The sequence below is a fragment of the Phenylobacterium sp. genome, assembly GCF_035276905.1.
Lineage (GTDB): Bacteria > Pseudomonadota > Alphaproteobacteria > Caulobacterales > Caulobacteraceae > Phenylobacterium.
The window spans coordinates 1-21,111 of record NZ_DATELG010000084.1 but is presented as its reverse complement, the minus strand read 5'-3'; the positions used below and the strand labels follow the sequence as shown (position 1 = coordinate 21,111).

Here is a 21,111-nt window from a genome sequence, read left to right as displayed (position 1 = left end):
GCCAGCGGCATCGTCCCGCGAACCATTAACCCTGACCAGCGAAATCAACGGCTTAGATGGAACGTCCGGCGCCCTGCCCGAATCCCGGCAGATACCCCCGCGCGGACGGACGGTTTCACGGATCCGGTCATCGGGTCGCCAGGTCGCGGGAACGCATCGCGCCCGCATCAAGGGACAGCGCCTTCTTCGCCGCGGCGCGCGAGGCGGCCACGGGCCAGCAGAGGCTGGCCACGAGGCCGAAGAGGATCGCCCCGGGCAGGCCGAAGCCCGCGGACGTGCCCGCCAGCGAGGCCATGAAGAGGCAGGGCACGAGCGCGAGCTTGGCGGCCCGCGCGAGCGTCCTGTCGGCCGGGTTCGGGGCTCTCGCCAGGGTCGCCTGGCCGATGAAGATGAAGAGCAGGATCGTCCCCGGGGCGCCGATGTTGCTGAGCAGCGAGTAGATCCAGCTCGACGCCCGCGCCCCGCCGATGCCGACGCCCAGGTAGTTGGTGGCGAGATAGGCCTGGTAGGCGACCCGGTTCCACATCGAGCGCTCGATGTACGAGACCGAGCCGGTCTTGTTCAGCACGATGCGGTCGAACGCCCGCCAGAGGGGATCGAAGACCCTGGGCTCGATCAGGAAGACCAGGGCTACGGCGGCGAGCGCCATCAGCATGCCGTAGCCGCCCCACCACGCCGTCCGCCGCTTCTCCATCATCCCCAGCGCAAGACTTCCGGCGACGACCAGGCCCAGCACCCCAAGGCCGACGTAGCCGCCGGACGAGGTCGAAAGGTAGGTCATGAGCACGAGCCCGAGGCAGAGCGGGACGCGCCAGCGGCCCCAGGGCGAATCCTGATCGGGGGTCAGCGCCAGCAGGCAGAGGAATGGCGCGCAAAGCGCGGCGTAGGCGGACGCCTCGCTCATCAGGCCGATGACCCGGTGCATGCCGGCCGCCTCGTTGTCGAGGTGCAGGGCGTAGGTGGCGTTGCGGAACGGCTCGAGCAGGCCGCCCAGCCCCGCGGCGCTGGCGAAGAGGTCGAGCAGTCCCGTGGCGATGGCGACGACGCCGCCCCAGGCGAAGGCCTGCAGGAACCGTCTGCGCCGCTCGGGCTCCTGGCAGATCAGGTAGATGCTGACGACGGTCAGGGTGGTGATGACGAAGTAGAGCCCCTGCGTCAGGTTCGCCGCATCCGGCATCAGCGGCACCGCGCCATGCACGGCGCTGGTGCGCATGGTGACGACGTTCACGCGCCCCTCGAAGATCCTCGGCAGGAAGTAGCCCGAGGCGGCCGCGTAGAGGGTGCACAGCGTCAGGACGCCGAAGCGACGGAAGTCCAGCAGCGCGCCGAGATAACGCCGCGGCCCGTCCTCCAGGATCACCCGCGCGGTCAGGAAGCAGGCGGCGATCCACGGCGGCGTCAGGTTGCCGAGCGACACGCCGCTCGGCACGACGAGCAGGGTGCCCAGCGACCAGCATCCGAAGAAGACGTAGTAGAAGCCGGGACCGCGAGCGAAGGCCGTGCGCAGCACGAGCAGCCAGAAGAGAACACCCGGATAGGTCAAACCAAACCGCCTCGCCTTCGCCCCCGGCGGCATGCTTGGGCCCGGCGCCGCGCCGCGCCAGCCCCTTGTCGCCGAGGCGCCGGCGGCGCGCGGCTATGCCCGATCCTCGACATCCGGGCGCCCGCTTAGCTCGGCCGCGGGCTTCAGGCCGGCTCGGCCGTGAGCGCAGCCGTTCCAGCTTGTCGCGCCTCGCCGTCCAGCCGCTACCATTCGCCTCCGCGCCGCCGAGCGGCCGTCCGCTCGCCCCCCGGAGGAGGCGAGACGCCCCCGATCCCACCCACAACGAGCGAGGCATGGACATGGACGCCGCCCCCACCAGGCAGCAGCTTAGAGGCGCAGCCGTCGTCGAGGACGCAGGCGGCGCCGTCGCCCATTTCGACGCCATAGTGCTGGGCGCCGGCATCAGCGGCCTCGTCGCGACCTCGATCCTGCTGCAGCAGGGGTGCCGCCGCATCCTGGTCGCCGACCAGTACGGCCATGTCGGCGGCAACCACATCGACGTGGCCGTCGGCGGCTACACCTTCGACGTGGGCAGCCTGATCTTCCAGGACGACTCCCCGCTCCTGAAGCACTTCCCGGAGCTTCTGCCGCACTATGTGCCGATCAAGCCCTCCTGGGGGCGGCTCAATCCGCAGGGCGTGGTGACGGCCTATCCGATCTCGCCCAAGGCCGACATCGTCGACGCCGGCCCGATCGAGTGGTGCCGGATGCTCTCCTCGCTGCTGCTCGCGCGCGCCTTCCGGCGCAAGCTGCGCAACGCGCACGACTTCGCGCGCTACTGGCTGGGGGCGCGGTTCCTGCACCGGTCGGGTCTGGGCAACTACATGGAGCGCTTCTACGGCGCGCCGCCGGAGACGATCGACATCAAGTTCGCCGAGAAGCGGATGCTGGGCATCAGCGAGAACGCCCGGCTGGCGACCCACATCCGCAAGTACCTGCGACGTGCGCCGCCGAGGATCAAGAACACCCAGCTGGCCCGGCCACGGGAGGGCTTTTCCGCGCTCTACGCCCCGGCGGTCAAGCGCCTGGAGGCCGAGGGCGTGAGCTTCGCGCTCGGCGTGCGGATGCATGCGCTGCGCAAGGAAGCCGGCGGCTTCGCCCTCGACACCGGCGCCAGGGTCTGCAAGGCGCGCCGGGTCGTCTCGACGATCCCGCTCGACCACATCCGCCAGCTGTGCGGGCTCGGCCGCGAGGAGAAGCTGGGGGCGGTCACGCTGATCACCCTGTTCTACAGCTTCGCCGGCGACCGCGGGTTCCCGCAGTCGGTGCTCTACAACTTCTCCTACTTCGGCAGCTGGAAGCGCCTGACGGTCTACTCCGACTTCTACGGCCGCCACGCCGGCCGGGAATACTTCGCGGTCGAGGTCAACGCCCAGCACGTGGGCGGCGAGACCGCGGTCGCCGACCGCGATTTCCGGGCGCACGTGGCCGAGAACGGGCTCTTCAAGGGCGACCTGCGGCTCGAGGGCCGTCACGCGCTGGCGCATGCCTACCCCATCTATGTCGACAACGCCCAGGAGAACCTCGACCGGACGATCGCCGCCCTGCGAGCGTTCGGCATCGAATCGATCGGCCGCCAGGGCGCGTTCGAATATCAGCCCACCGCGCGCGACACGACCCTCAAGGCCGAAGCCGCGCTCGCCTTGCGCCCCGCCACCTCGCCGTAGACCGCAAGCGTCTGCTCCGCCACGCGGCGCAGCGAAAGGTGCTGCAGGTTCTCCTGGCTGCGGGCCCGGTGCGCCTTGAGGCTTCGTTCGTCGGCGAGCACCGTGGCCAGCGCCTGGGCGATCTCCATCGGGGCGTGCGGCGCCACCAAAATCCCCGCCCGGCCGCCTTCCAGCAGTTCGGGCACGCCGTCGACGCGGGTGGCGATGACCGCCAGCCCCGCCTCGCGCGCCTCGGAGATCACCAGCGGCGCGGGGTCGGCGTGCGAGGCCAGCACGAACACGTCCGCGCCCAGCATGAACGGCCGCGGATCGGCGTGCGAGCCGCAGAAATGCACGTGGCCCTGGTCGGCCTCGGGGATCGAGGCGCGATACTCCGCCGCGAACGGACCGCCGCCGACGACGTAGAGATGCAGCTCCGGCCGCGACCGTCGCGCCAGCGAGAACCCCGCCAGCAGGTCGGGGACGCCCTTGCGCGGATGCAGCCCGCCGACCGAGAGCACCGCCGGCCGGCGCAGCTCGAGCGGGATCGGCGGCGGCTCCCAGGCGTGCCGGGCGGTGCCCAAGGTGCCGTTCAGCACGACGCGGAGCCGGGCGGCCGGAACGCCCCGCCGGCGCATCCCCTCGCCCACCGCCGCGCTGACCGCGATCACCCGGTCGCCCAGGCCCATCAGCACCGCCGAGCGCTCGAAGGCGTTGTGCACCGTGGTCACCAGCCGGGCGCGGCGCAGCCGCGTCGCCGCCCAGGCAAGGCCGGCGCTTTTCATCATGTGGGCGTGGACGACGTCGATGCCCCGGGCGCCGACCAAGGCGCCGAGGCGCGCCACCGCCCGCGGCGCCGCCTGGGCGTTCGCGAGCTCGGCGATGAACTCCACTCGCACGTGGTTGGCGAGCAGCAGCGGATCGAAGTCTCCGCCTGCGCTGCACAGGGTCACCTCATGGCCGAGCTTGGCCTGGGCGCAGGCGAGGTCGATGGCGGCGTGCACATTGCCGTTCTGCCGGCGGGCATGGTTAAGGACGTGGAGGATGCGCAAGCTGTTGCTCCCTGATCGGAGGCGGCGCTGGACGGGCGCAAGGATCGGTCCCGCCGCCTCGGCGGGCAAGCGCGCGGGGCCGGCGCCTGGCCATTTGGTGGTATCCGGGCATCGCCGCACGCCCTGGTGGCGCAAAAGCCCGGCATGGGACAGTTCGAGCGGCGCGACGGGTCATGTCGCCAAAAGCTCGCTCAGCCGGTCGGCGCTGCGACGCCAGCTGTAGCGGGCCGCATGCCTCCGCCCCAGGCGGCTTCGCTCGGCGCGCGCGTCCGCGTCCGAGGCCAGCGCGCCGATCGCCTCGACCCAGGCGCCGACGTCGTCCAGCGGCGCGTAGACGGCGGCCGGGCCGCAGACCTCCGGCATGGCGCCGGTCGGCGCCGCCACCGCCGGGCAGCCGAGGATCATCGCCTCCATCGGCGGCAGGCCGAACCCTTCGGTGGTGGACGGACAGGCCAGGCAGACGGCGGCCTCCAGCAGCGCGCGGATCTCGCCGTCGGTGAGGCGGCCGGCGAACAGGACATTGCGGCTTGGCGCGACGCCAAGCGTTCTGGCCACGGTGGCCGGATCGAGCCCGCCGCTGACGACGAGCCGCAGGTCGGCCAGCGCCGGATCGGCGAAGGCGCGCAGCAACAGCGCCAGGTTCTTGTGCGGCTGCAGGCTGCCGAAGGCGAACACATAGCTCCCCGCGGCCAGGCCCAGCCGGCCGAGCGCCGCCGCGTCCGGCGCGACGGCCAGCATGTGGTCGACGCCGTTGGGGACGACGCTGATGCGCTCGATCGGCGCGACGCCGAAGCGCGCCAGCATGCGGCGGGAGAAGTCGGACACCGTCACCACCCGGCGCGACCTCGCCGCCAACCGCGGCAGCGCCAGCCGATACCAGCGGCGAAAGGCCGGCGAATAGGACTCCGGCGCCAGATAGACCTGGGCGTCGTGGATCATGGTCAGGGCGCTCGCGGCCATGATCGGGCCGGCGTTGCACAGGTTGATCAGCTCGGCGCCGCCGGCCGCCACCGGCAGCTCGAACTGCTCCCAGGCCTGGCCCTTGAGCAGGCTCTCGCCGCGGAACGCCATGGCGCTCAGGCCGATCTGCTGCTGGGCGCCGCTGGGGGCGCAAAGCGTCCAGTCCCCGTCGCCGCACCGCCGCTCGGCGAGCAGCCGGTCCATCGCCTGGATCAGGTTGAGGGCCACCCGCTGCACCCCCGTCTGCGGGGCGCCGAGGAACCGGCCGTTGATCACCGTACGCAAAGGCGAGTTCCCTTCAGGGCATGGAGGCGATGCGCTCGGGCTCCAGGCCCCCGCCGACGAGGTGGAACAGCCCCGCCCAATTCCCGGCGAGCCGTCCCCGACGATCGATGTGCGGCTCGGGCGCGAGCGCGCGGACGTGATTGGCGATCAGGTTGCGCACGATGATGCGCGCCGCGTGGCCCGGCCGCATGGTGCCCTTGCGGACGAGATAGACGGGGTTGACCATCTGCGAGAACCCCAGCCGGACGCCGGGCGTGCGGCTCTTGACCACCCCCATGTGCACCCCGGCGAAGGCGTTGGTGGTCACCACCCTGCCCCGCGCGGCGATCTGGCCCGCGAAGTCGACGTCCTCCTGCCAGCCGTAGAGCGCCAGCCGCTCGTCGAAGCGCAGGTCCGCGACCGCCCGGCAGCGGAACGCCATGTTGCAGCCGTAGGCGCTGCGGACGTCGGCCAGGATGGTCGAAGCGCGGGCGGGTTCGCGGTCATAGGCCTCGACGATGGCCGAAGCTTCGGCGAACGGGACGCCGCCACGGGTGACGCCGTCGGCGAGGACCAGGCCCGTCGCGCCGACGACGTCGGGATGGCGCTCGAAGAGCTCGCCGAGCCGCTCCAGGCTGCGCAGGCTCGGCAGGAAGTCGTCGTCGTAGAAGACGACCACGTCGCAGTCCTGCTGCACCAGCGCCATGGCGCGGTTGCGCTGGGCGCACAGGCCGCGCGATCCGAACACGACGTCGAAGCCCGACGCCGGCGCGGCCGGCAGATCCGCGGGCTTCTCGACCGAGAAGACGATGCGAGCCGCGGGCGCGCTCTGCCGCTGGAGGCGGTCCAGCACCTGCCCCGCCTCCAGCGCACGGCCGAGGGTCGCGATCACCACCCCAATCCGCATATGGCCTCCATCCGCATCGGCGTTTCGATGCGTCCGACATGCGGCGGCCATGCTGCGCTGCGCAATTTCCTGCGGCCCCGGCCGGCGCTGGAGACGCCGGGCGCCGAAGTTCGGGCAGCGTCGCAGTCACCGCCGCCGCCTTTTGCCGGATTTCGGGCTTGCGCCGCGCATGCCGGCGTTCGGCCCCCTGCCGGCATGGCCGCAGACTGCGACGCCGCCCTAAGTCGGAATCACTAACGCCCGTTCACCAATGCGCGAGGCCGCGGAACTCGGGCGAGACCGAAAATAGGGGATGACAATGCTGGCGATCGTATTCGGCGGCAGCCTGGCGCTGCTCGGTTTCCTGGCCATCGAGCCGGTCAAGCAGAAGATGCGCCAGCGCCGCGGATGGCGAAGCTATTACCGGAACTAGCGGTCGGCCCTGACCCGGCCGGCCACCTCGCCGGCCAGGCGCCAGAGCCGTTGCCAGGATTGGAGCATGCGGCCGGGCGCCCACGCCCGGGACCGGACATTTCCGCCGCTCCGGGCGGATGTTCGGACCGCTTTCCGAACCGGCGCTCGACACTGCGGCCGCGCTGCGGCCCGATCGAGCGGGGTTGGACAATCGCGAGTAATGTCGATGCACGTCAGCTCGAACGTGGCGCTCGCCGCCGCGGCCCACGAACCCATGCTCGATCCGGGACGGGTCATGCGGCTGGCGCGGCGCAACCTTCGCCTGATGATCGGCGTGTTCCTCGTCGTCATCGCAGCGACGGCCGCGGTCACGCTCACCATGAAGCCCGTCTACACCGGGGCCGTTCAGCTGATGATCGACAAGCCCAGCGGCGGGCTGCTGGTCGAAGGGGACGACAAAAGCAACCTCAGCCAGGGGGCGCTGGACGCCAGCGCCATCGAGACCGAGGTCGAAGTGCTGCGCTCGCCGGCGATCGCCTCCGCCGTCGTGCACGACCTGCAGCTGGAGCGCGATCCCGAGTTCAATCCCGACCTTCGGCAGCCCAGCCTGGTGGAGCGCATCCGCGCCCTGCTCCCCTCGCTGCCGTCGCTGTCCTCGTCCGGCGCTCCTGCGACCGACGCCAAGCTCAGCCACACGGCGAACGCGGTCCGCAACAACCTCAAGGTCAGCCGCGTCGGGACCAGCTACATCATCCGCGTGGAGTTCACGAGCCGTGACCCGGCGAAGGCCGCGCGCATCGCCAACGCCTATGCGACGAACTTCCTGAAGGCCCAGCTCGCCACGAAGTACGAGGCCTCGCGGCAGGCCAACGCCTACCTGCAGAGCCACATCGGCGATCTGCGGCAGAGCGTGGTCGACGCCGAGACCGCGCTGCAGAACTACAAGATCCAGCACGGCCTGCTGAGCGCCGAGGGCGCGACCCTGACCGAGCAGGAGATCTCCGGCCTCAACCAGCAGGCGGCGATGATGCGCGCGAGCCAGGCCGAGGCGCAGGCCCGGCTGAACACGGCCATGCAGCAGATCGCCCACGGCAGCTCCGGCGACGACATCGGCGAGACCATGAACTCGCCGGTGATCCAGCAGCTGCGCGAACGGCGCGCCCAGCTGAGCGCCCAGGTGGCGAACCTGCAGAGCCGCTATGGCCCCAGGCACCCCGACCTGGTCAAGGCGCAGAGCGAGCTTTCGGACACCGACAGCCAGATCCAGGAGGAGATCAAGCGGATCACCTCCAACCTGCAGGCCCAGGCCATCGTGGCGCGCGAGCGCAGCGCCTCGATCGACGCCAGCCTGGCCAACGCGCGGCAGAACCTGGCGCAGAACAACCGTTCGGTCGTCAAACTCGACGAGCTGAAGCGCGACGCCGACGCCGAGCGCACGCTGTACGAGGGCTTCCTGAACAAGTTCAAGGAACTGAGCGCCGAGGCCGGACTCGCCCAGACCGACGCCCACATCGTCTCCTTCGCCGCCAAGCCGACCGCGCCGAGCGCGCCGAAGAAGGGCCTCAACATGGCGCTGGGCGGGGTCCTGGGCCTGGCCGCGGCGGTCACCGCCGCGCTGGTGGCCGAGATGCTCGAGAAGGGCCTGCCCGACGCCGAGATCGTCGAGCGCGAGCTCAGCGTGGCCTATCTGGGCTCGATCCCGCGCATGAACTCGATCGTGACCGGCGAGAAGGCCTCGCGCGAGCGGCCGATCGACCACATCGTCACCAGACCGGTGTCGAGCTTCTCGGAGGCGTTCCGAAGCCTGCGCGCGACGATCGAATATTCCTGCCTCGACGCCCAGGCCAAGGTGCTGGCCATCACCTCCTCGCTCTCGGGCGAGGGCAAGACGACGACGGCGGTCGGCCTGGCGCGCAGCGCAGCGCTCGCCGGCGTGCGCACCGTGGTGGTCGACTGCGACCTTCGCCAGCAGACCATCGCCGACCTCCTGGAGCTGTCGCCCCAGGCGGGCCTCGTCGAGGTGCTGAACGGCAGGGCCACCCTCGACCAGGCTCTGATGCTCGACGAGAAGAGCGGGGCGATGATCCTGCCGCTGGTGGAGTCCCACTTCACGCCGGACGACCCGTTCAGCTCGCCACAGATGCACGAGCTGATGGACGAGCTGCGCCAGCGCTTTGACCTCGTGATCCTCGACACTCCGCCGGTGATCCTGGTGACCGAGACGCGGACCGTGGCGCGCTGCGCCGACGCCGTCCTGCTGCTGGCCCACTGGCGGCGCACGCCGCGGGCGCTGGTGCAGACCGCGCTTCGCCTGCTGGCCAGCGCCGGGGTCAACCTGGCGGGCGTCACCCTCACCCAGGTCGACCTGCGCCGCCCGGCCAGCGTCGATCCGGCCGACCCCACCGCCTACTACCTGACGCACAAGAACTACTACGTGCATTGAGCCCGCCCTCGGCTGCGGCAAGGCGCTCGGGAAACCTTGGCTGCAGTCGCGGGTTGAGCCACGAGATGGTTCGACTTCGCCTGTTTGCACTGTGCGGCGCGACCTGCCTGGCGTGCGGGACGGCGCACGCCCAGCCCGCCGGCGACGCCAGGACGTCCATGACCCCGCGCGCGGGGCCGGGCTACACCAACGGCTGGTCGCTCATGACCCCGCAGGAACGCCACGACTATCAGGTGAAGATCATGGCGATGCCCAGCGTCTACGCCTGCCGCGCCTTCGTGGAAGACCACCACCGCAAGATGGTGGCGCGCGCGAAGGAGACGAACGCGGGGCTGCCGCCGCCCCCCAGGCTCGATGTCTGCGACGGGCTGCCGCAGTAGTTCAGATCGTATCTTTCCTCGTCATCCCGGCCGGAGCGTAGCGGAGAGCCGGGACCCAGGGCGGTGGGCGCGGCCCCTGGGTCCCGGATCGGCCTTGCAGGCCGTCCGGGATGACGGGGTTGTTTGGTCAGTGTCACCAGCCCGTTAACCCGAACTCGTCGCCCCGCTTCTCGATGGAATGCAGGCGCTCGCCCCAGCCCCCATCACGCCGCCTCAGTGGTCGAGGCGTTTAGCCATGATTTTTTCGATCTGCTGCAAGCGAAACTCCTCGCCCAGTCGATCGAAAATCGGCTTCAGCAGGGTCGGATCCGACCGCCATCTCGTGTAATCGATGACGATCGACACATCCTGATGCGCACGGGCATATTCATCCGTCGCGCAATCGAAGCGTCGCACTCGCTCCCTGATGTCCTCCGTGTCGTTCACCCACCAGCCTGAGTTTGCGACCTCCGCCCCGCAGCGGCGGTTGAATATGAACAAGCAGGGCTGAAAGGTCTCTCGAATATAGTCTAGATATTCGACAAGGTTTTCATCGTAGTGAAAGTATCTCACTTCCTTGAAACCAATGAGCCTGGCTCCCCGAGGGGGGCGGATGATCTCTTCCAGGAAGACGGAGGCCAGCCGTCGATTGTAGTGGTCCGGCTGGATCAGGTGTGCGCCCCGCCAGGGGTCTCCCGGCGCGGTCCGCGGCACGCACCCCTGTTCCTGCTTCGCCTGGAGAGCTGCGCCCCAGGTGGAAAACAACCCCCCCAGGGCGTCCGCGTTTTCACCGGTCATATGACAGCCTGGAATACTTGCAAGTATGCTTTGCAGAAGCGTCGAACCGGATCTGCCGTACGCGATGATAAACAAATATCGTACTGGTATATGTGCCCGCCTCGCCCTTATGTGTTCCAGGATTTTCATTGGATTTTCCCGGATAACCTCCACGTCCGCAGCATTTTACTCGAACGCCGAACGGTCACGCTTGGGACAGAGAGCGACCACAGGGAGGAATCCACACGTCACGGGTCGCCCGCGGCGGCGGTCCAGCAGCCGCGCGCCGACATGATGAACTAATCTGCCAAGCGGAGAGATCCCCGCACGGCGGGCCTGAAGCCCGCTCGGATCCGTCCGGCGGCTGACGCCCGCATCAGCGCCCGCATCAGCGCCCGCATCAGCGCATGTGCGCCGCCCGGCCACCTTCAGACTGATCGATGCTAAACGGCGAAACCTTCGTAGCAGAAGGCGAGTTTATCGGGCCGGTGAGGGATTTGGATCCAGGGCGGCCACATGAGCGAAACTCAGGACCGTGCCCACGGACTTCTCGAGACGCTGACGAAGCTCGTGCTCGTTCAACGTCAGGGTGCACAGGGCCAACATATCGACCCAGATATATCACCCCCTACACCTGCTTACTGGCGAGCTGAACAAACGGAAGCTTGGTTCAGCGACGACATGAACATCCTGCGAGAATGTGTCTGCGGCTCGGCAAGCGATCCTCGCCATTCGGTGCTTTCGGAACTCGCCGAATATCACAACGAAACGATTGAGGAGAGCTATCGCAAGTGCATCGACTGGGAAGCGCTCAGCATCGCTGAATGGAAAGCGGCCGATCGGTCGACCCCGGAAGGGGTTCAGGCCTTCTATGACACCACCACGTCCTGGCGCTACGACCTCGCCTGGTACGCCTACCTGCAGGTCACGGGGCACGCCTTTCCGCAGTCGATCGCCGTCGTGCGCTTCCTGCGCTCACGAGGCGCCAAGGGAAAGCTGCTCGACTTCGGATCGGGGACGGGCCTGAACGGACAGGTCTTCGCCCGCTTCGGGTTCGACGTCACGATCGCCGACGTCTCAAAGCCGCTGCTCGACTATGCAATCTGGCGCAACGCGCGGTATGGGGTCGACGTCCGCCCGGTCAACCTCAATGAGGAGGACCTGCCGGCGGCGACCTACGACGTCGTCACCGCCTTCGACACCCTGACCTGCGTCAGCGACTTCGACGCCACGGCCAAGCTGCTGCACGGCGTGCTCAAGCCCGGCGGCTGGCTGATCGCCAACTTCGACACCCGCGCGGCGGAAGACGCGAGCGCCTGGCACATCCAGGACAACGAACTGGACCTGGATCGGCGCATCAGGCGCACAGGCTTCGTGAAGCAGCATGTGATCGGAGGGTTCATCGACTGCTACCAAAGCGTCGATCCGAACACGGCGGCGCACGGGCTGCGCACCCTTTGCGACCGCACGACGTTGCCGCTGGAACAAGCCGGCTTGTTGGCGCGAAGGGTCCGCTGGCCGACCCCGCACCGCATGGCGAAGGCTTTCAAGCTGCTGTCGGCGCAACGTTGAATCGGCCGAGCCTCCGCGCCGTAGAGGACCCACGTCTGGAACCTGGTGATGGCCGACGTCGCGATCAGGGCCGATGGTCTCAGCAAGAAATACAAGGTCAGGGCTCGTCAGGCGGCCAATAACTCCCTGCGCGACGCCATTCAGTCCGCGGCGCGCGACCTGACCCGCCGCAGGCTGGAACCACGCGCCAGCGAGTTCTGGGCCTTGCGCAACGCCAGCTTCGAGATCGCGCGCGGCGAAAACGTCGGGATCATCGGCGGCAACGGGGCGGGCAAATCCACCTTGCTCAAGCTGCTCTCGCGGATCGTCACGCCGACCGAAGGCTCCGCGGCGGTCACGGGCCGCCTCGGCGCCCTGCTGGAGGTGGGGACCGGCTTTCACGGCGAATTGACGGGCCGCGAGAACGTGTTCCTCTACGGCTCGATGCTCGGAATGAACCGGGACGAGGTCGTCCGCAAGTTCGACGAGATCGTCGCTTTCTCCGAGATCGCGAATTTCATCGACACGCCGATCAAGCGCTACTCCAGCGGCATGTATGTCCGGCTGGCGTTCGCCGTGGCGGCCCACCTCAAACCCGACATCCTGCTCCTCGACGAGGTCCTGGCGGTCGGCGACTTCAGCTTTCAGCGGAAATGCCTCGACTTCGCCAAGTCGCTTGAACGTCTGGGATCCACGATCCTGTTCGTCTCCCATAATATGTTCGCCATCAAGTCGATGTGCCCGCGGGTGATCTACCTGCGCAAGGGGGAGATCGTCTTCGACGGCTCGACCGACGCAGGCCTGAAGCTTTATACGGCGGACAGTCGCCTGGCCCAGAGCTATTGGTTTCAAGGCGACGGCTTCGAGGCGCCGCCGCTGACCGTCACCGACATCTCCCTGACCGACGAGGGCGGCCGGGCGAAGACCCTGTTCGACTTCGGCGAGCGCATGCGGGTCAAGGTCCGCTACCGCACCACGCGGCGGATCGACCGCCCCGACTTCCGCATCGAAATCAACCGCGCGGACGAGGTCCATTGCTGCACCTACAGCACCCACGCCGACCATGTCGACCTCGCCGCGCTCGATGGCGAAGGCGCCATCACGCTCACGACGCCGCCGCTCAAGCTCGTCGCGGACATGTACACGGCGGCGATCGCCGTTCGCGAGCGGGGCCGTCAGCTGGCCTGCCAGCTGGGGGAGACCTTTCACATTCGCCACCCCGTGTTCCAGATGAACACCTACGGCGTGTTTCAGGAACCCGGGCAATGGCAGATCGAGTAGCCGAGCCCGGGCGTCAGAACCACTCCTCCCACCAATCGAACGCGCCCATCACCAGCGCCTTGAAGATGAAATCGCCGTCGAACCGGGAGACGAAGGTCCGCGCGACCGTTCCAGCCGGCCTCGTCTCTTCGGCCTGGGCGTAGACCTGGGCGTAGCCAGCCGCGCGCGCGGCCACGGCGGCGGCGGCGGGCCAATTGTCCGCCTGCCCAAACGGTACGGCGAAGGCTTCGGTCGCACAGCCGAGCCGGGCCTGGATGATGCGCCGCGACTCACCGAGCTCTTCCTCGAATTGCGCGTGGCTGATCTTGGCGAAGTCCGGATGGGAGACGGAGTGGCTGCCGATCTCGGCGCCTTGCGCCATGAGTTCATCCATCTCCCGCCAGGTCATCACCCTGCCGACGAAGTATTCGACCTTGCCTTCGGCCCAGTCTGTGACAGGAAAAACTGTATAGGGAAGCCCGTATTCCCGCAAAATCGGAGCGGCGTTCGTGCAAACGCTGCAGGCCCCGTCATCGAAGGTGATGGCCAGGTCTTTCGGCCCGCCGCCGTTCGCGGCGATCACGGACGCGGGCACGAACCGATAACCGAGCTGCAACGCCAGATCCAAGTGCCGCCTGAACTGAATCGGGGAGACGTCATTGACGCCCCATTCGCCCTGGCCGAGCGTGTGATAGGCGAGGATCCGACCGCCCAGGCGTTTGCGCCGGGCGCCGAAGGTCGCGAGGGAAAGCCGTTCGCAGTACATGCGAGGGGGCGCCACGTGCCGCCGCTCCAGCCCCGCAGTGCGCGCAATCTTCTTTAGAACTCGGGTCGCGAGCGTCCGCATTCCATCCCAGCCCACATGCCCGTCCGCTTCAGCGCCGACACACAACAACTCGGCACGGGAGCGTTTCGGTCCTTGCACTGATGTGGCGAGCCAGGCTGCCTGGCGGCCCTAAGCCACGAACTCCGCAAGTTGCTCGGCGCGGTGACGCCAAAGCCCGTTGGCGGCCACGCGCTCGAAGCCGCGACGGGCGAGGATCTCGCCCCGGTCGCCTTCCAGCAGACCGGCCGCGACGCGCACGGCGGTTTCGGGCTTGGCGCGGTTGAAGAAAGCCACCCCTTCGCCACCGCCCATGAGCCCGTCCAGCTCCCGGCTGAAGTCGGAGACGACCGCAGCGCCCGCGAGCGCGGCATGGACAGCGCGCTCGCTGCCGCCGTTGCCGGCGTTCAGGTTGATCACGACGCGGGCGTTCCCGTAGAGCCTCGGCAGGTCCCTGAAGTCGACCGGCTCGAGATAGGCCAGGTTGTCCCGATGGCCGAAAACCTGCCGCCAACCGCCGCCGCAAATCGTCACCGGCAGGCCGGCCTCGACCAGGGCGCGGACGATCTGGATGCGATCCCAATTGCGCACGTAGGTCAGGGGCTGGCAGAGGAAATCGCGCATCTGGGCGTCGAAGTCCGGATCGACTCCGAGCCTGGCCCCGAGGCGCAGCTTCGCGGAGGTCTCGTTGAAGGCGTCGAGCAGGGACGCCTCGCGGTCGGCCAGCAGACGGTCGACCACGCCCGCCATGAGCCGCTTGCCCGGGCTGTCGGCAGCCTGTTCCCAGGTCCGGACGGGCTCCGCCCGATAGGTCGCCGCGATGAAGACGCCCCAGTCGCGCGCACTGTGCTCGCGCGGCTCGTCCGATGGCAGGTCGCCGCCGGGCAACAGGATCACGCCTCGACCGGGCAGCTTGACCGCCTCGGCGTAGCGCAGGTGGTGGCGGTTCGAGTAGACGGCGAACCGGTTCTGCAGCGAACGCGTGAGGCTCTGCGGCGCATAGATCGGATGGTCGAGCTGCCAGCCGACGAACTTCACGCCTATGGCGTCGAAGAACGAGCGTCCGTCCTGCATCTCGATGGAACCGAAGAACGAGCTGAACGAGAGCACCGCGTCGTAAGCGTCGGCCTGCAGCTCCCGCACCAGATGCTCCGTCGTCGCCGCGCCGGCGCTGACATGGGCGCTCTGATCCGAGATGACCGCAAGGTGACCGAGCTCGCGCAACGCGCCCTGCAAGGCCATCGCGAATTGGCTGTAGGGATGGGCCTCGGCCATCGCCTTGATCAGCAGGAACTTCATACACGCCTCGATCGCAAAGAGTTTGGGCCGTCGCTCAACTCAGGGGTGATTGAGGGCTTGACTCGCCCCTCCTGAGAAGATGTCCAGGCGAATGGCCTCGCGGAGGGTCGCGGCGTCCGCGGTTCCCGTCCGCCCGCTACGCTTTGTCCGGGTTGACGAGGCCCGCGACGGTCGCAAAGGTCTAGCTTGTACGCTGCCATGGTCGGGCGCGCGCAAACCGGGGCGCATGAATGGAAGCCAAAACCTTCGTCAATTACTACGAATTTTTGGAAGTAAGCCCGAGCGCCACTTCAGAGGCGATAGAGCATAATTTTCGCCATCTGGCCCGCCGGTACCACCCGGACAATCGGGAGACCGGGGATCGGTCCAAGTTTGACGCCGTCATCAAGGCCCACGATACGCTCAGGGATGCAGCCAGGCGCGCACGATACCACCAGGATCACCAAGATTACCTCCCGCCCCTTTCTCAGTCACCTAAGGATGCGATCGGAAATACAGACAGCTTCGATATAGATATCGGCGCTTCGGAAGATCCTTCTCGATATAGTATTGGAATCGACCGAGACGTCTCGATTCAAAACAACATACTTACCATGCTATATTTCAAGCGTCGGCGAAATGTAAGGGAGCCCGGCATAGGAAGCGCCGAGCTGGAACACCTGTCAGGATGTCCCTACGAACATCTGGAATTTCATCTTTGGTATCTTAAAGCCAAGGGCTGGATCGCGACGGGGGAAGATGGACTTCTGGCGATCACGATCGACGGCGTCGACCGCGCATCCATGATTCACCAGGAGTTTGCAAAAAAGCTGCTCACCGATCAGAGCTGACATTTGTTGCGCGAGCGCAACGCCAGCGATTTCAGCCGTCGCCCCAGAAAACTCGGCCCCCTACCGCATCAAGGCCCCGCCGAACCCGCCCTTGCGCAGCACGGCCAGCGCCGCAGGCTGGGTCAGGTGGTCGGTGTCGGCCAGGATCGGAACGCCGTCGAGGTACTCAGCGCAGCGCGCCCCGGCGCAGATGACGTCGGTGGGGCGGATGTAGGGCACGGCCTTGGCGGCGGCGAAGCGGGCGATCACCTTGGCGGCCGCCTGGTCGGGCAGGGTCTCCGGGCGCAGGGCGCAGAGACTGGGATCGAGGCCGCGCCACTCGCGCACCGCCAGGCAGCGCGGCATTTCCTCAGTGGCCTCCGGAGCCTGGCCGATCAGCACCACGCGCTTGCCTGCGCGGGTCAGGCGGTCGACCGCGATGTCCAGCGAGGCGGTGAGCTTGGCCGCCGTCCCCTCGGCCTGGATGGCGTCGCCGACCGGCGCCAGCGTCCGGCCCTCCGGATCGTCCGGGGCGAAGAAGAACCGGGCCCATCGCCCGGCCAGCACCACGGTGCGCACCGTGGGATCCTCCGCCAGCACCTGCAGGAAGGCGGTGTTGAACTCGCCGCAGCGCGTATCGACGCGGCCGCTGGGCTCGACCGGGGCCAGATAAGGCAGAGGTGCGCAGCCCGGCGTCGTCGCCACCCGCAGCGTCATTCCCTGCTCGGCGGCGAGCTCGACGGCCGCATTGCCGTACTGGCCGGCGTGGGAGTCGCCCCAGAGCACGGCCGTCGCGTCGGGCTCGAGGCACTTGCGGCGCAGGTCCCCTGCTCCGCCTAGCCCTGCGAAGCTGCAGCCCGGAGCCTGTGATTGGTGGGCGCCGTAGTAGCTGGCGATGGTCCGCACGCGCGGCGGCGCCCGGCCCTCGACCCCGGTGGCGAGGACCAGCGCGCAGGCGCAACCCGTCCCCATGACCACGCCCGTCCGCCAGAAAAGCCGGCGCCGCGGCTGCTCTCGGCGGCGCCGGAACGGTCGCTCCACCCAGCGCCAGGAAGCGGCCGAGATCGCCGTCGCCACGGCGATGCTGAGGACCGCCTCCATGGGCGTCAGATGCCGGTCGAGGTAGAGCCTGGGCAGCACCAGCAGCGGCCAGTGCCACAGGTAGAGCGAATAGGAGATCAGGCCGACGCCGACGAACAGGCGATTGCCCAACAGGCGGCCGACGCGCGTCTCGCGGCCGATCCCGGCATAGATGATCGCCGCGCTGCCGAGACAAGGCGGCAAGGCCGAGAGCCCCGGAAAGGTCATCCCCGGCCGGTAGAGGATGGTCGAGGCCGCCAGCATCAGCACACCCGCGCCGGCGAGGATTTCGTCGACCAGCGGGGCGGTCCTGGGCTTGGCGACCGAGGCCAGGAAGGAGCCGATCAAGAGCTCCCAGGCCCGCGGCGGCAACAGGTAGAAGGCGGACGAAGCGTGGTCCTGGACCATCCACTGCGACAGGACGAGCGAGCCCAGGATGGCGAGGCCGATCAGCGCCGGAACCCACCGCCGCGCGCCCAGTCGGAAGGCGAGCCAGAGCGCCACCGGCAGGAAGATGTAGAACTGCTCCTCCACCGCCAGCGACCAGGTGTGGGTGAGCACATTGTTCTCGCTGGGCGCGTCGAAATAGCCGGACTCCTTCCAGAGCAGCAGGTTCGAGGCGAAGCCGATCGTCGCCAGCAGCGTGCGGCCGAAGATGCGCAGGTCGCCCGGCAGCATGATCAGGCAGGCGACCGAGACCACCGCCAGCATGAAGAACAGCGCCGGGAAGATGCGGCGGATCCGCCGCTCGTAGAACCGCCCGATCGAGAAGGCGCCGCGGGCGTTCTCGTCGAGCAGGATCTGGGTGATCAGGTAGCCCGAGATGACGAAGAAGACGTCCACGCCGACGAAGCCGCCGGAAAATGGCGCCAGCCCCGCGTGGAACAGCACCACCGGCACGATCGCCAGCGCCCTCAGGCCGTCGATGTCTCGCCGATAGAGACTCATGTCACGACGCCATCAGCGCCTTCACCCGCGTGCGCACGCCGCTGAACGCCGACGGGTTGACGCGGAAGGCCATGACCTTCGCCGCCAGGCTGGCCGGCAGGGCGAACAGCAGCAGCGCAAAGGCTGCGTGGAACAGCCGCGGCGCCCCGCTCTGCTCGGCCATCAGCGCCTTCAGGTATGGGAAGAGCAGATCCGTCGAGGGCCGCCGGCCGCGGGCGACGCTGCCCATCAGCCGCAGCTCTCCCACATAGGCGTAGTGGGCCTTGAGCTCGAAGTCCCGGCGGATCTTCTTCTCCGCCAGCAGCGTCTTCAGGTGCGCCAGCCGGTTCTGGAAGCGCGCGATGCAGTAGTCGATCTTCTCGGCGCTCATCGAGGAGAAGCCCGAGACGTTGGTCCCGTGGATCCGGTAGAGGCCGAGCGCGCGATCGATGGTCACCACCTCGCCCAGGAACGGCGCCAGCAGGTAGGGCGCGCCGTCGATGCTGCGCTCGTAGCTGAGGTCGCCGACCTCCTCGTAGACGTCGCGCCGGTAGACGTTGCCGGAGGTCGGCGGCGTCGCATAGCTGCCGCGCCGGGCGATCAGCTCGATCAGGGCGCCGGAGTCCGCCGCAGGGTCCAGCTTCGGGAACGGCTCGCCGAGACCTGAGCCCGCGCGGTCGACCGGCTTCAGCATGAACTGGATCTTGGAGACCTCAGGCCGCAGGTGCGGCCGCAGGATCTCGATCGCGCCGGGACAGAGCACGTCGTCGGCGTCGAGGAAGTAGACGAAGCGCCCGCGGGCCTCAGCAAAGCCGGTCAGATAGGCCTGCAGTTGGCCCTGGTTCTCGGTGCGGATGCAGTTCGCCCGGTCGCGATAGAGGCGGATCACGTCCCAGGACCCATCGGTCGAGCCGTCGTCGACGACGATCACCTCCATGTCCGGCGTCATCTGATCGAGGACGCTCTCGATCGCCTCGCCGACATAGGCCTCGTAGTTGTAGCAGGGGATGATCACGCTCAGCAGCAGCTTGGGCTGGCTCATCTCACGCCTCCCTGAGCTCGACCTGGGCCAGGGCCTCGCGCGCGCCCGCCGCCCGGCGGGACGGCTGTGGCTTGGCCGGCCGCCGGGCGGCTGCCGCCAGGGCGTCGGCGTGGACGTGCACCACCGCCTCGGCGTCGAACCGCTCGACGTAGGACCTGCGGAAGGCCGCGGCCTTCCGCTCCTCCTCCAGGTTGTCGCAGTAGTAGATCATGCCGGCGGCGAGCGCGGCTTCGTCGCCCTCCGGGGTCAGCCGGCCGAGCCGCCGGTCGGTGAGGATGTCGCTGGGGCCGAAATCGCAGTCGGTGGCCACCACCGGCAGGCCGAAGCGCAGCGCCTCGCAGATCGCCAGCGACCAGCCCTCCCAGCGGGAGGCGGACACATAGACGTCGGCGGCCGCCAGCGCCGGCTCCGGGCTGTGCGGCAGGTGCTCGATGCGGACCGCCTCGCCAAGGCCGAGCGCCTCGATCTGCTCGCGCAGCGCAGGCTCGCCGGCGCCGTAGCCGACCATCACCAGCCGGGCGTGCCGGCGCGCGGCGTGCACCCGGGCGAAGGCGCGCAGCAGGATGTCGTGGCCCTTCTGATAGGCGAAGCGGCCCACCTTGACGAAGGTGACGGCGTCGGAGGCGGCGTCATGCGGCGCGGCGAGGTGGTCGAACGTCCGGACCGGGTTGGGCACCCAGAAGTGCGGCGCGCGGTTGGGGAACATGGCGCGGAAGCTCTGCAGCTGCTTCGGCGAGGTGCCGAACACCGCCGCCAGCCGATGCAGGACGAGCGTGCGCATGACGAAGAACATGATCTTCGCCTTGAGGTGGCTCGCCTCGCGCCTGGGATTGCCGTGGAGGTAGAGGACGAACTTCTTCCCCGTCCCCAGGCACGAGACCCAGTAGAGCACCGTCGATTCCACCTGCGGGACGACGACGAGCCGGTAGTCCTTGCGCCGCGCGACGCGCCGCACCGTGCGCATCAGGTCCAGTCGACCGCGGACGCATTCCTGAATCTTGTTGTAGGCGGGGTGGTCGTTCGCGCCCTTGTAGGCGGAGGTGTAGAGAACATCCAGGTCGATGTCGGCGGCGTATCTTTCGGCCAGCTCCGAACAGATCTCGTCGACCACGCGTTCGATGCCCGCGTACGACTTGGTCGGCGGCAGGATGTAAAGGACCTTGAGCCTCATGCAGTGAGCCGTCCAAGTCGTGGCCGCAGCGGAGCCTGCGCCTTCAAGCCTTGCCGGCCGGCCCGACCCGCTCAAGGGACGCCGGTCGAACGGCGGAGCGGTTCACCACTTATGCTGTCGTCGCCGCAATCGGCGCGTGCGGATGCCAAAGGCGCGACAATACGCGCCTGGCGACCCGCGCCTCAGGCGTTCAGGCGGCTCGCCTGCAGCGCGTGCACCACCGCGCTGTGGGACGCCTCGACGATCAGGCTCATTGACGCCTCGTTGGAGAGGCCCGTGGTCACGATCTGCGCGCGCCGGTCGCCGACGTCGAGCACGCACACGACCTGTTCCGGGTTGACATGCACCTCGCGACCGCCGCCGCCCGCGAGGCGAAAACCGATCAGATGAAGGCCCACGTTCAATCCTCCGCATCAGGAACTTCGCCGGGAACGCGGGGAGGTTCGCACCTAAGTGTTCGGGCTTGGTTTGCCGGCAAGCTTTCCGCGCGATTCACCACACGATCGCGAACGGCGGCGCAGCCTCCGCCACCGCCGTCCGAGCAGGACCATCCGCACGCGAAGTTGGCCGCCGGCGTGCAACCGCGGGGGCATTCGGGCTGCACAAGCCCGCATCCGGGCATGCGCGCCGCTTCCCCCCGCCCTTCCCCTGTCCCCCCTTGCCCGGCGCCGATAGCGTTTCGCTCGTGCGGGGGCCCGGCCAACAGCGGACGAGAAGCACGAGATGGTGATCCAGCAAGGTTCGCGACCGACCTCGTCGGTCGCAGGGGAGAGGTCGTGACGGCGACTTCGAGGCTGCTCCTGCT

Annotated in this window: 17 protein-coding genes and 1 pseudogene; 7 read left to right on the top strand and 11 right to left on the bottom strand. The window is 68.4% G+C overall.

Translation table 11 applies throughout. The features are described 5' to 3' along the window. Positions 1 to 127 precede the first annotated feature (127 nt). Positions 128 to 1,543, bottom strand: a complete 1,416-nt coding sequence (locus VJS38_RS03615; RefSeq protein ID WP_324086787.1) for a hypothetical protein — start codon at positions 1,541 to 1,543, stop codon at positions 128 to 130. 293 nt (positions 1,544 to 1,836) lie between these two features. Here VJS38_RS03615 and VJS38_RS03610 point away from each other — a divergent pair, with 293 nt between their 5' ends. After that, positions 1,837 to 3,210, top strand: a complete 1,374-nt coding sequence (locus tag VJS38_RS03610; protein WP_324086786.1) for an FAD-dependent oxidoreductase — start codon at positions 1,837 to 1,839, stop codon at positions 3,208 to 3,210. Here the strand turns inward: VJS38_RS03610 and VJS38_RS03605 are convergent. From VJS38_RS03605 to VJS38_RS03595, 3 genes are all read right to left on the bottom strand, one after another. Next, complete coding sequence (locus tag VJS38_RS03605; protein WP_324086785.1) at positions 3,138 to 4,241, bottom strand: glycosyltransferase family 4 protein; 1,104 nt, start codon at positions 4,239 to 4,241, stop codon at positions 3,138 to 3,140. The genes VJS38_RS03610 and VJS38_RS03605 overlap by 73 nt on opposite strands. Before the next feature lie 171 nt (positions 4,242 to 4,412). Next, positions 4,413 to 5,477: a glycosyltransferase family 1 protein gene (locus VJS38_RS03600; RefSeq protein WP_324086795.1), complete on the bottom strand. Its 1,065-nt coding sequence runs from the start codon at positions 5,475 to 5,477 to the stop codon at positions 4,413 to 4,415. Positions 5,478 to 5,499: 22 nt separating this feature from the next. Then, on the bottom strand, positions 5,500 to 6,372 hold the full coding sequence (locus VJS38_RS03595; RefSeq protein WP_324086784.1) for a glycosyltransferase family 2 protein: 873 nt from the start codon (positions 6,370 to 6,372) through the stop codon (positions 5,500 to 5,502). 613 nt (positions 6,373 to 6,985) lie between these two features. Between VJS38_RS03595 and VJS38_RS03590 the strand changes: the two genes are divergently transcribed. The 3 genes and pseudogenes from VJS38_RS03590 to VJS38_RS03580 all read left to right on the top strand — a co-directional run. After that, entirely contained in the window at positions 6,986 to 9,208 is a 2,223-nt protein-coding gene (locus VJS38_RS03590; RefSeq protein WP_324086783.1) for a polysaccharide biosynthesis tyrosine autokinase, read from the top strand. 65 nt (positions 9,209 to 9,273) lie between these two features. After that, positions 9,274 to 9,588: a hypothetical protein gene (locus VJS38_RS03585; RefSeq protein WP_324086782.1), complete on the top strand. Its 315-nt coding sequence runs from the start codon at positions 9,274 to 9,276 to the stop codon at positions 9,586 to 9,588. Between the two features lie 22 nt (positions 9,589 to 9,610). Further along, a pseudogene (locus VJS38_RS03580) lies at positions 9,611 to 9,736 on the top strand (hypothetical protein); the annotation flags it as partial. A gap of 65 nt (positions 9,737 to 9,801) precedes the next feature. Here VJS38_RS03580 and VJS38_RS03575 read toward each other — a convergent pair. Next, positions 9,802 to 10,494: a sulfotransferase gene (locus tag VJS38_RS03575; RefSeq protein WP_324086781.1), complete on the bottom strand. Its 693-nt coding sequence runs from the start codon at positions 10,492 to 10,494 to the stop codon at positions 9,802 to 9,804. A gap of 531 nt (positions 10,495 to 11,025) precedes the next feature. Between VJS38_RS03575 and VJS38_RS03570 the strand changes: the two genes are divergently transcribed. Both VJS38_RS03570 and VJS38_RS03565 read left to right on the top strand, forming a co-directional pair. Beyond that, complete coding sequence (locus VJS38_RS03570; RefSeq protein ID WP_324086780.1) at positions 11,026 to 11,916, top strand: class I SAM-dependent methyltransferase; 891 nt, start codon at positions 11,026 to 11,028, stop codon at positions 11,914 to 11,916. Positions 11,917 to 11,964: 48 nt separating this feature from the next. Further along, a complete protein-coding gene (locus VJS38_RS03565) occupies positions 11,965 to 13,176 on the top strand; it encodes an ABC transporter ATP-binding protein (protein WP_324086779.1) in 1,212 nt (403 codons plus the stop codon). Between the two features lie 13 nt (positions 13,177 to 13,189). Here VJS38_RS03565 and VJS38_RS03560 read toward each other — a convergent pair whose 3' ends face one another. Both VJS38_RS03560 and VJS38_RS03555 read right to left on the bottom strand, forming a co-directional pair. Next, the gene (locus VJS38_RS03560) at positions 13,190 to 13,921 is read right to left on the bottom strand and encodes a polysaccharide deacetylase family protein (protein ID WP_324086778.1); all 732 of its coding nucleotides are present in this window, start codon (positions 13,919 to 13,921) and stop codon (positions 13,190 to 13,192) included. Between the two features lie 189 nt (positions 13,922 to 14,110). Next, positions 14,111 to 15,277 carry a glycosyltransferase family protein gene (locus VJS38_RS03555; RefSeq protein ID WP_324086777.1) on the bottom strand — a complete coding sequence of 389 codons (1,167 nt, stop codon included), beginning with the start codon at positions 15,275 to 15,277 and terminating at the stop codon, positions 14,111 to 14,113. A gap of 230 nt (positions 15,278 to 15,507) precedes the next feature. Between VJS38_RS03555 and VJS38_RS03550 the strand changes: the two genes are divergently transcribed. Next, positions 15,508 to 16,107 carry a J domain-containing protein gene (locus tag VJS38_RS03550; RefSeq protein ID WP_324086776.1) on the top strand — a complete coding sequence of 200 codons (600 nt, stop codon included), beginning with the start codon at positions 15,508 to 15,510 and terminating at the stop codon, positions 16,105 to 16,107. A 60-nt stretch (positions 16,108 to 16,167) separates the two neighbouring features. On the opposite strand, the gene VJS38_RS03545 is transcribed toward VJS38_RS03550, so the two are convergent. The 4 genes from VJS38_RS03545 to VJS38_RS03530 form a co-directional block, all read right to left on the bottom strand. Then, positions 16,168 to 18,114 carry an acyltransferase family protein gene (locus VJS38_RS03545; protein WP_324086775.1) on the bottom strand — a complete coding sequence of 649 codons (1,947 nt, stop codon included), beginning with the start codon at positions 18,112 to 18,114 and terminating at the stop codon, positions 16,168 to 16,170. Between the two features lies 1 nt (position 18,115). Continuing rightward, positions 18,116 to 19,135, bottom strand: a complete 1,020-nt coding sequence (locus tag VJS38_RS03540) for a glycosyltransferase family 2 protein (RefSeq protein WP_324086774.1) — start codon at positions 19,133 to 19,135, stop codon at positions 18,116 to 18,118. Position 19,136: 1 nt separating this feature from the next. Then, positions 19,137 to 20,306 (bottom strand): glycosyltransferase, encoded by a 1,170-nt coding sequence (locus VJS38_RS03535; RefSeq protein ID WP_324086773.1) that lies wholly within the window; start codon positions 20,304 to 20,306, stop codon positions 19,137 to 19,139. A 182-nt stretch (positions 20,307 to 20,488) separates the two neighbouring features. After that, a complete protein-coding gene (locus tag VJS38_RS03530) occupies positions 20,489 to 20,704 on the bottom strand; it encodes a hypothetical protein (protein ID WP_324086772.1) in 216 nt (71 codons plus the stop codon). Positions 20,705 to 21,111 lie beyond the last annotated feature (407 nt).

Coding starts and splice junctions, on each gene's coding strand:
- VJS38_RS03575 (WP_324086781.1), bottom strand. CDS start 10,494: ATGAAAATCCTGGAACACATAAGGGCGAGGCGGGCACATATACCAGTA.
- VJS38_RS03550 (WP_324086776.1), top strand. CDS start 15,508: ATGGAAGCCAAAACCTTCGTCAATTACTACGAATTTTTGGAAGTAAGC.
- VJS38_RS03555 (WP_324086777.1), bottom strand. CDS start 15,277: ATGAAGTTCCTGCTGATCAAGGCGATGGCCGAGGCCCATCCCTACAGC.
- VJS38_RS03585 (WP_324086782.1), top strand. CDS start 9,274: ATGGTTCGACTTCGCCTGTTTGCACTGTGCGGCGCGACCTGCCTGGCG.
- VJS38_RS03560 (WP_324086778.1), bottom strand. CDS start 13,921: ATGTACTGCGAACGGCTTTCCCTCGCGACCTTCGGCGCCCGGCGCAAA.
- VJS38_RS03545 (WP_324086775.1), bottom strand. CDS start 18,114: ATGAGTCTCTATCGGCGAGACATCGACGGCCTGAGGGCGCTGGCGATC.
- VJS38_RS03595 (WP_324086784.1), bottom strand. CDS start 6,372: ATGCGGATTGGGGTGGTGATCGCGACCCTCGGCCGTGCGCTGGAGGCG.
- VJS38_RS03565 (WP_324086779.1), top strand. CDS start 11,965: ATGGCCGACGTCGCGATCAGGGCCGATGGTCTCAGCAAGAAATACAAG.
- VJS38_RS03590 (WP_324086783.1), top strand. CDS start 6,986: ATGTCGATGCACGTCAGCTCGAACGTGGCGCTCGCCGCCGCGGCCCAC.
- VJS38_RS03610 (WP_324086786.1), top strand. CDS start 1,837: ATGGACATGGACGCCGCCCCCACCAGGCAGCAGCTTAGAGGCGCAGCC.
- VJS38_RS03535 (WP_324086773.1), bottom strand. CDS start 20,306: ATGAGGCTCAAGGTCCTTTACATCCTGCCGCCGACCAAGTCGTACGCG.
- VJS38_RS03540 (WP_324086774.1), bottom strand. CDS start 19,135: ATGAGCCAGCCCAAGCTGCTGCTGAGCGTGATCATCCCCTGCTACAAC.
- VJS38_RS03570 (WP_324086780.1), top strand. CDS start 11,026: ATGAACATCCTGCGAGAATGTGTCTGCGGCTCGGCAAGCGATCCTCGC.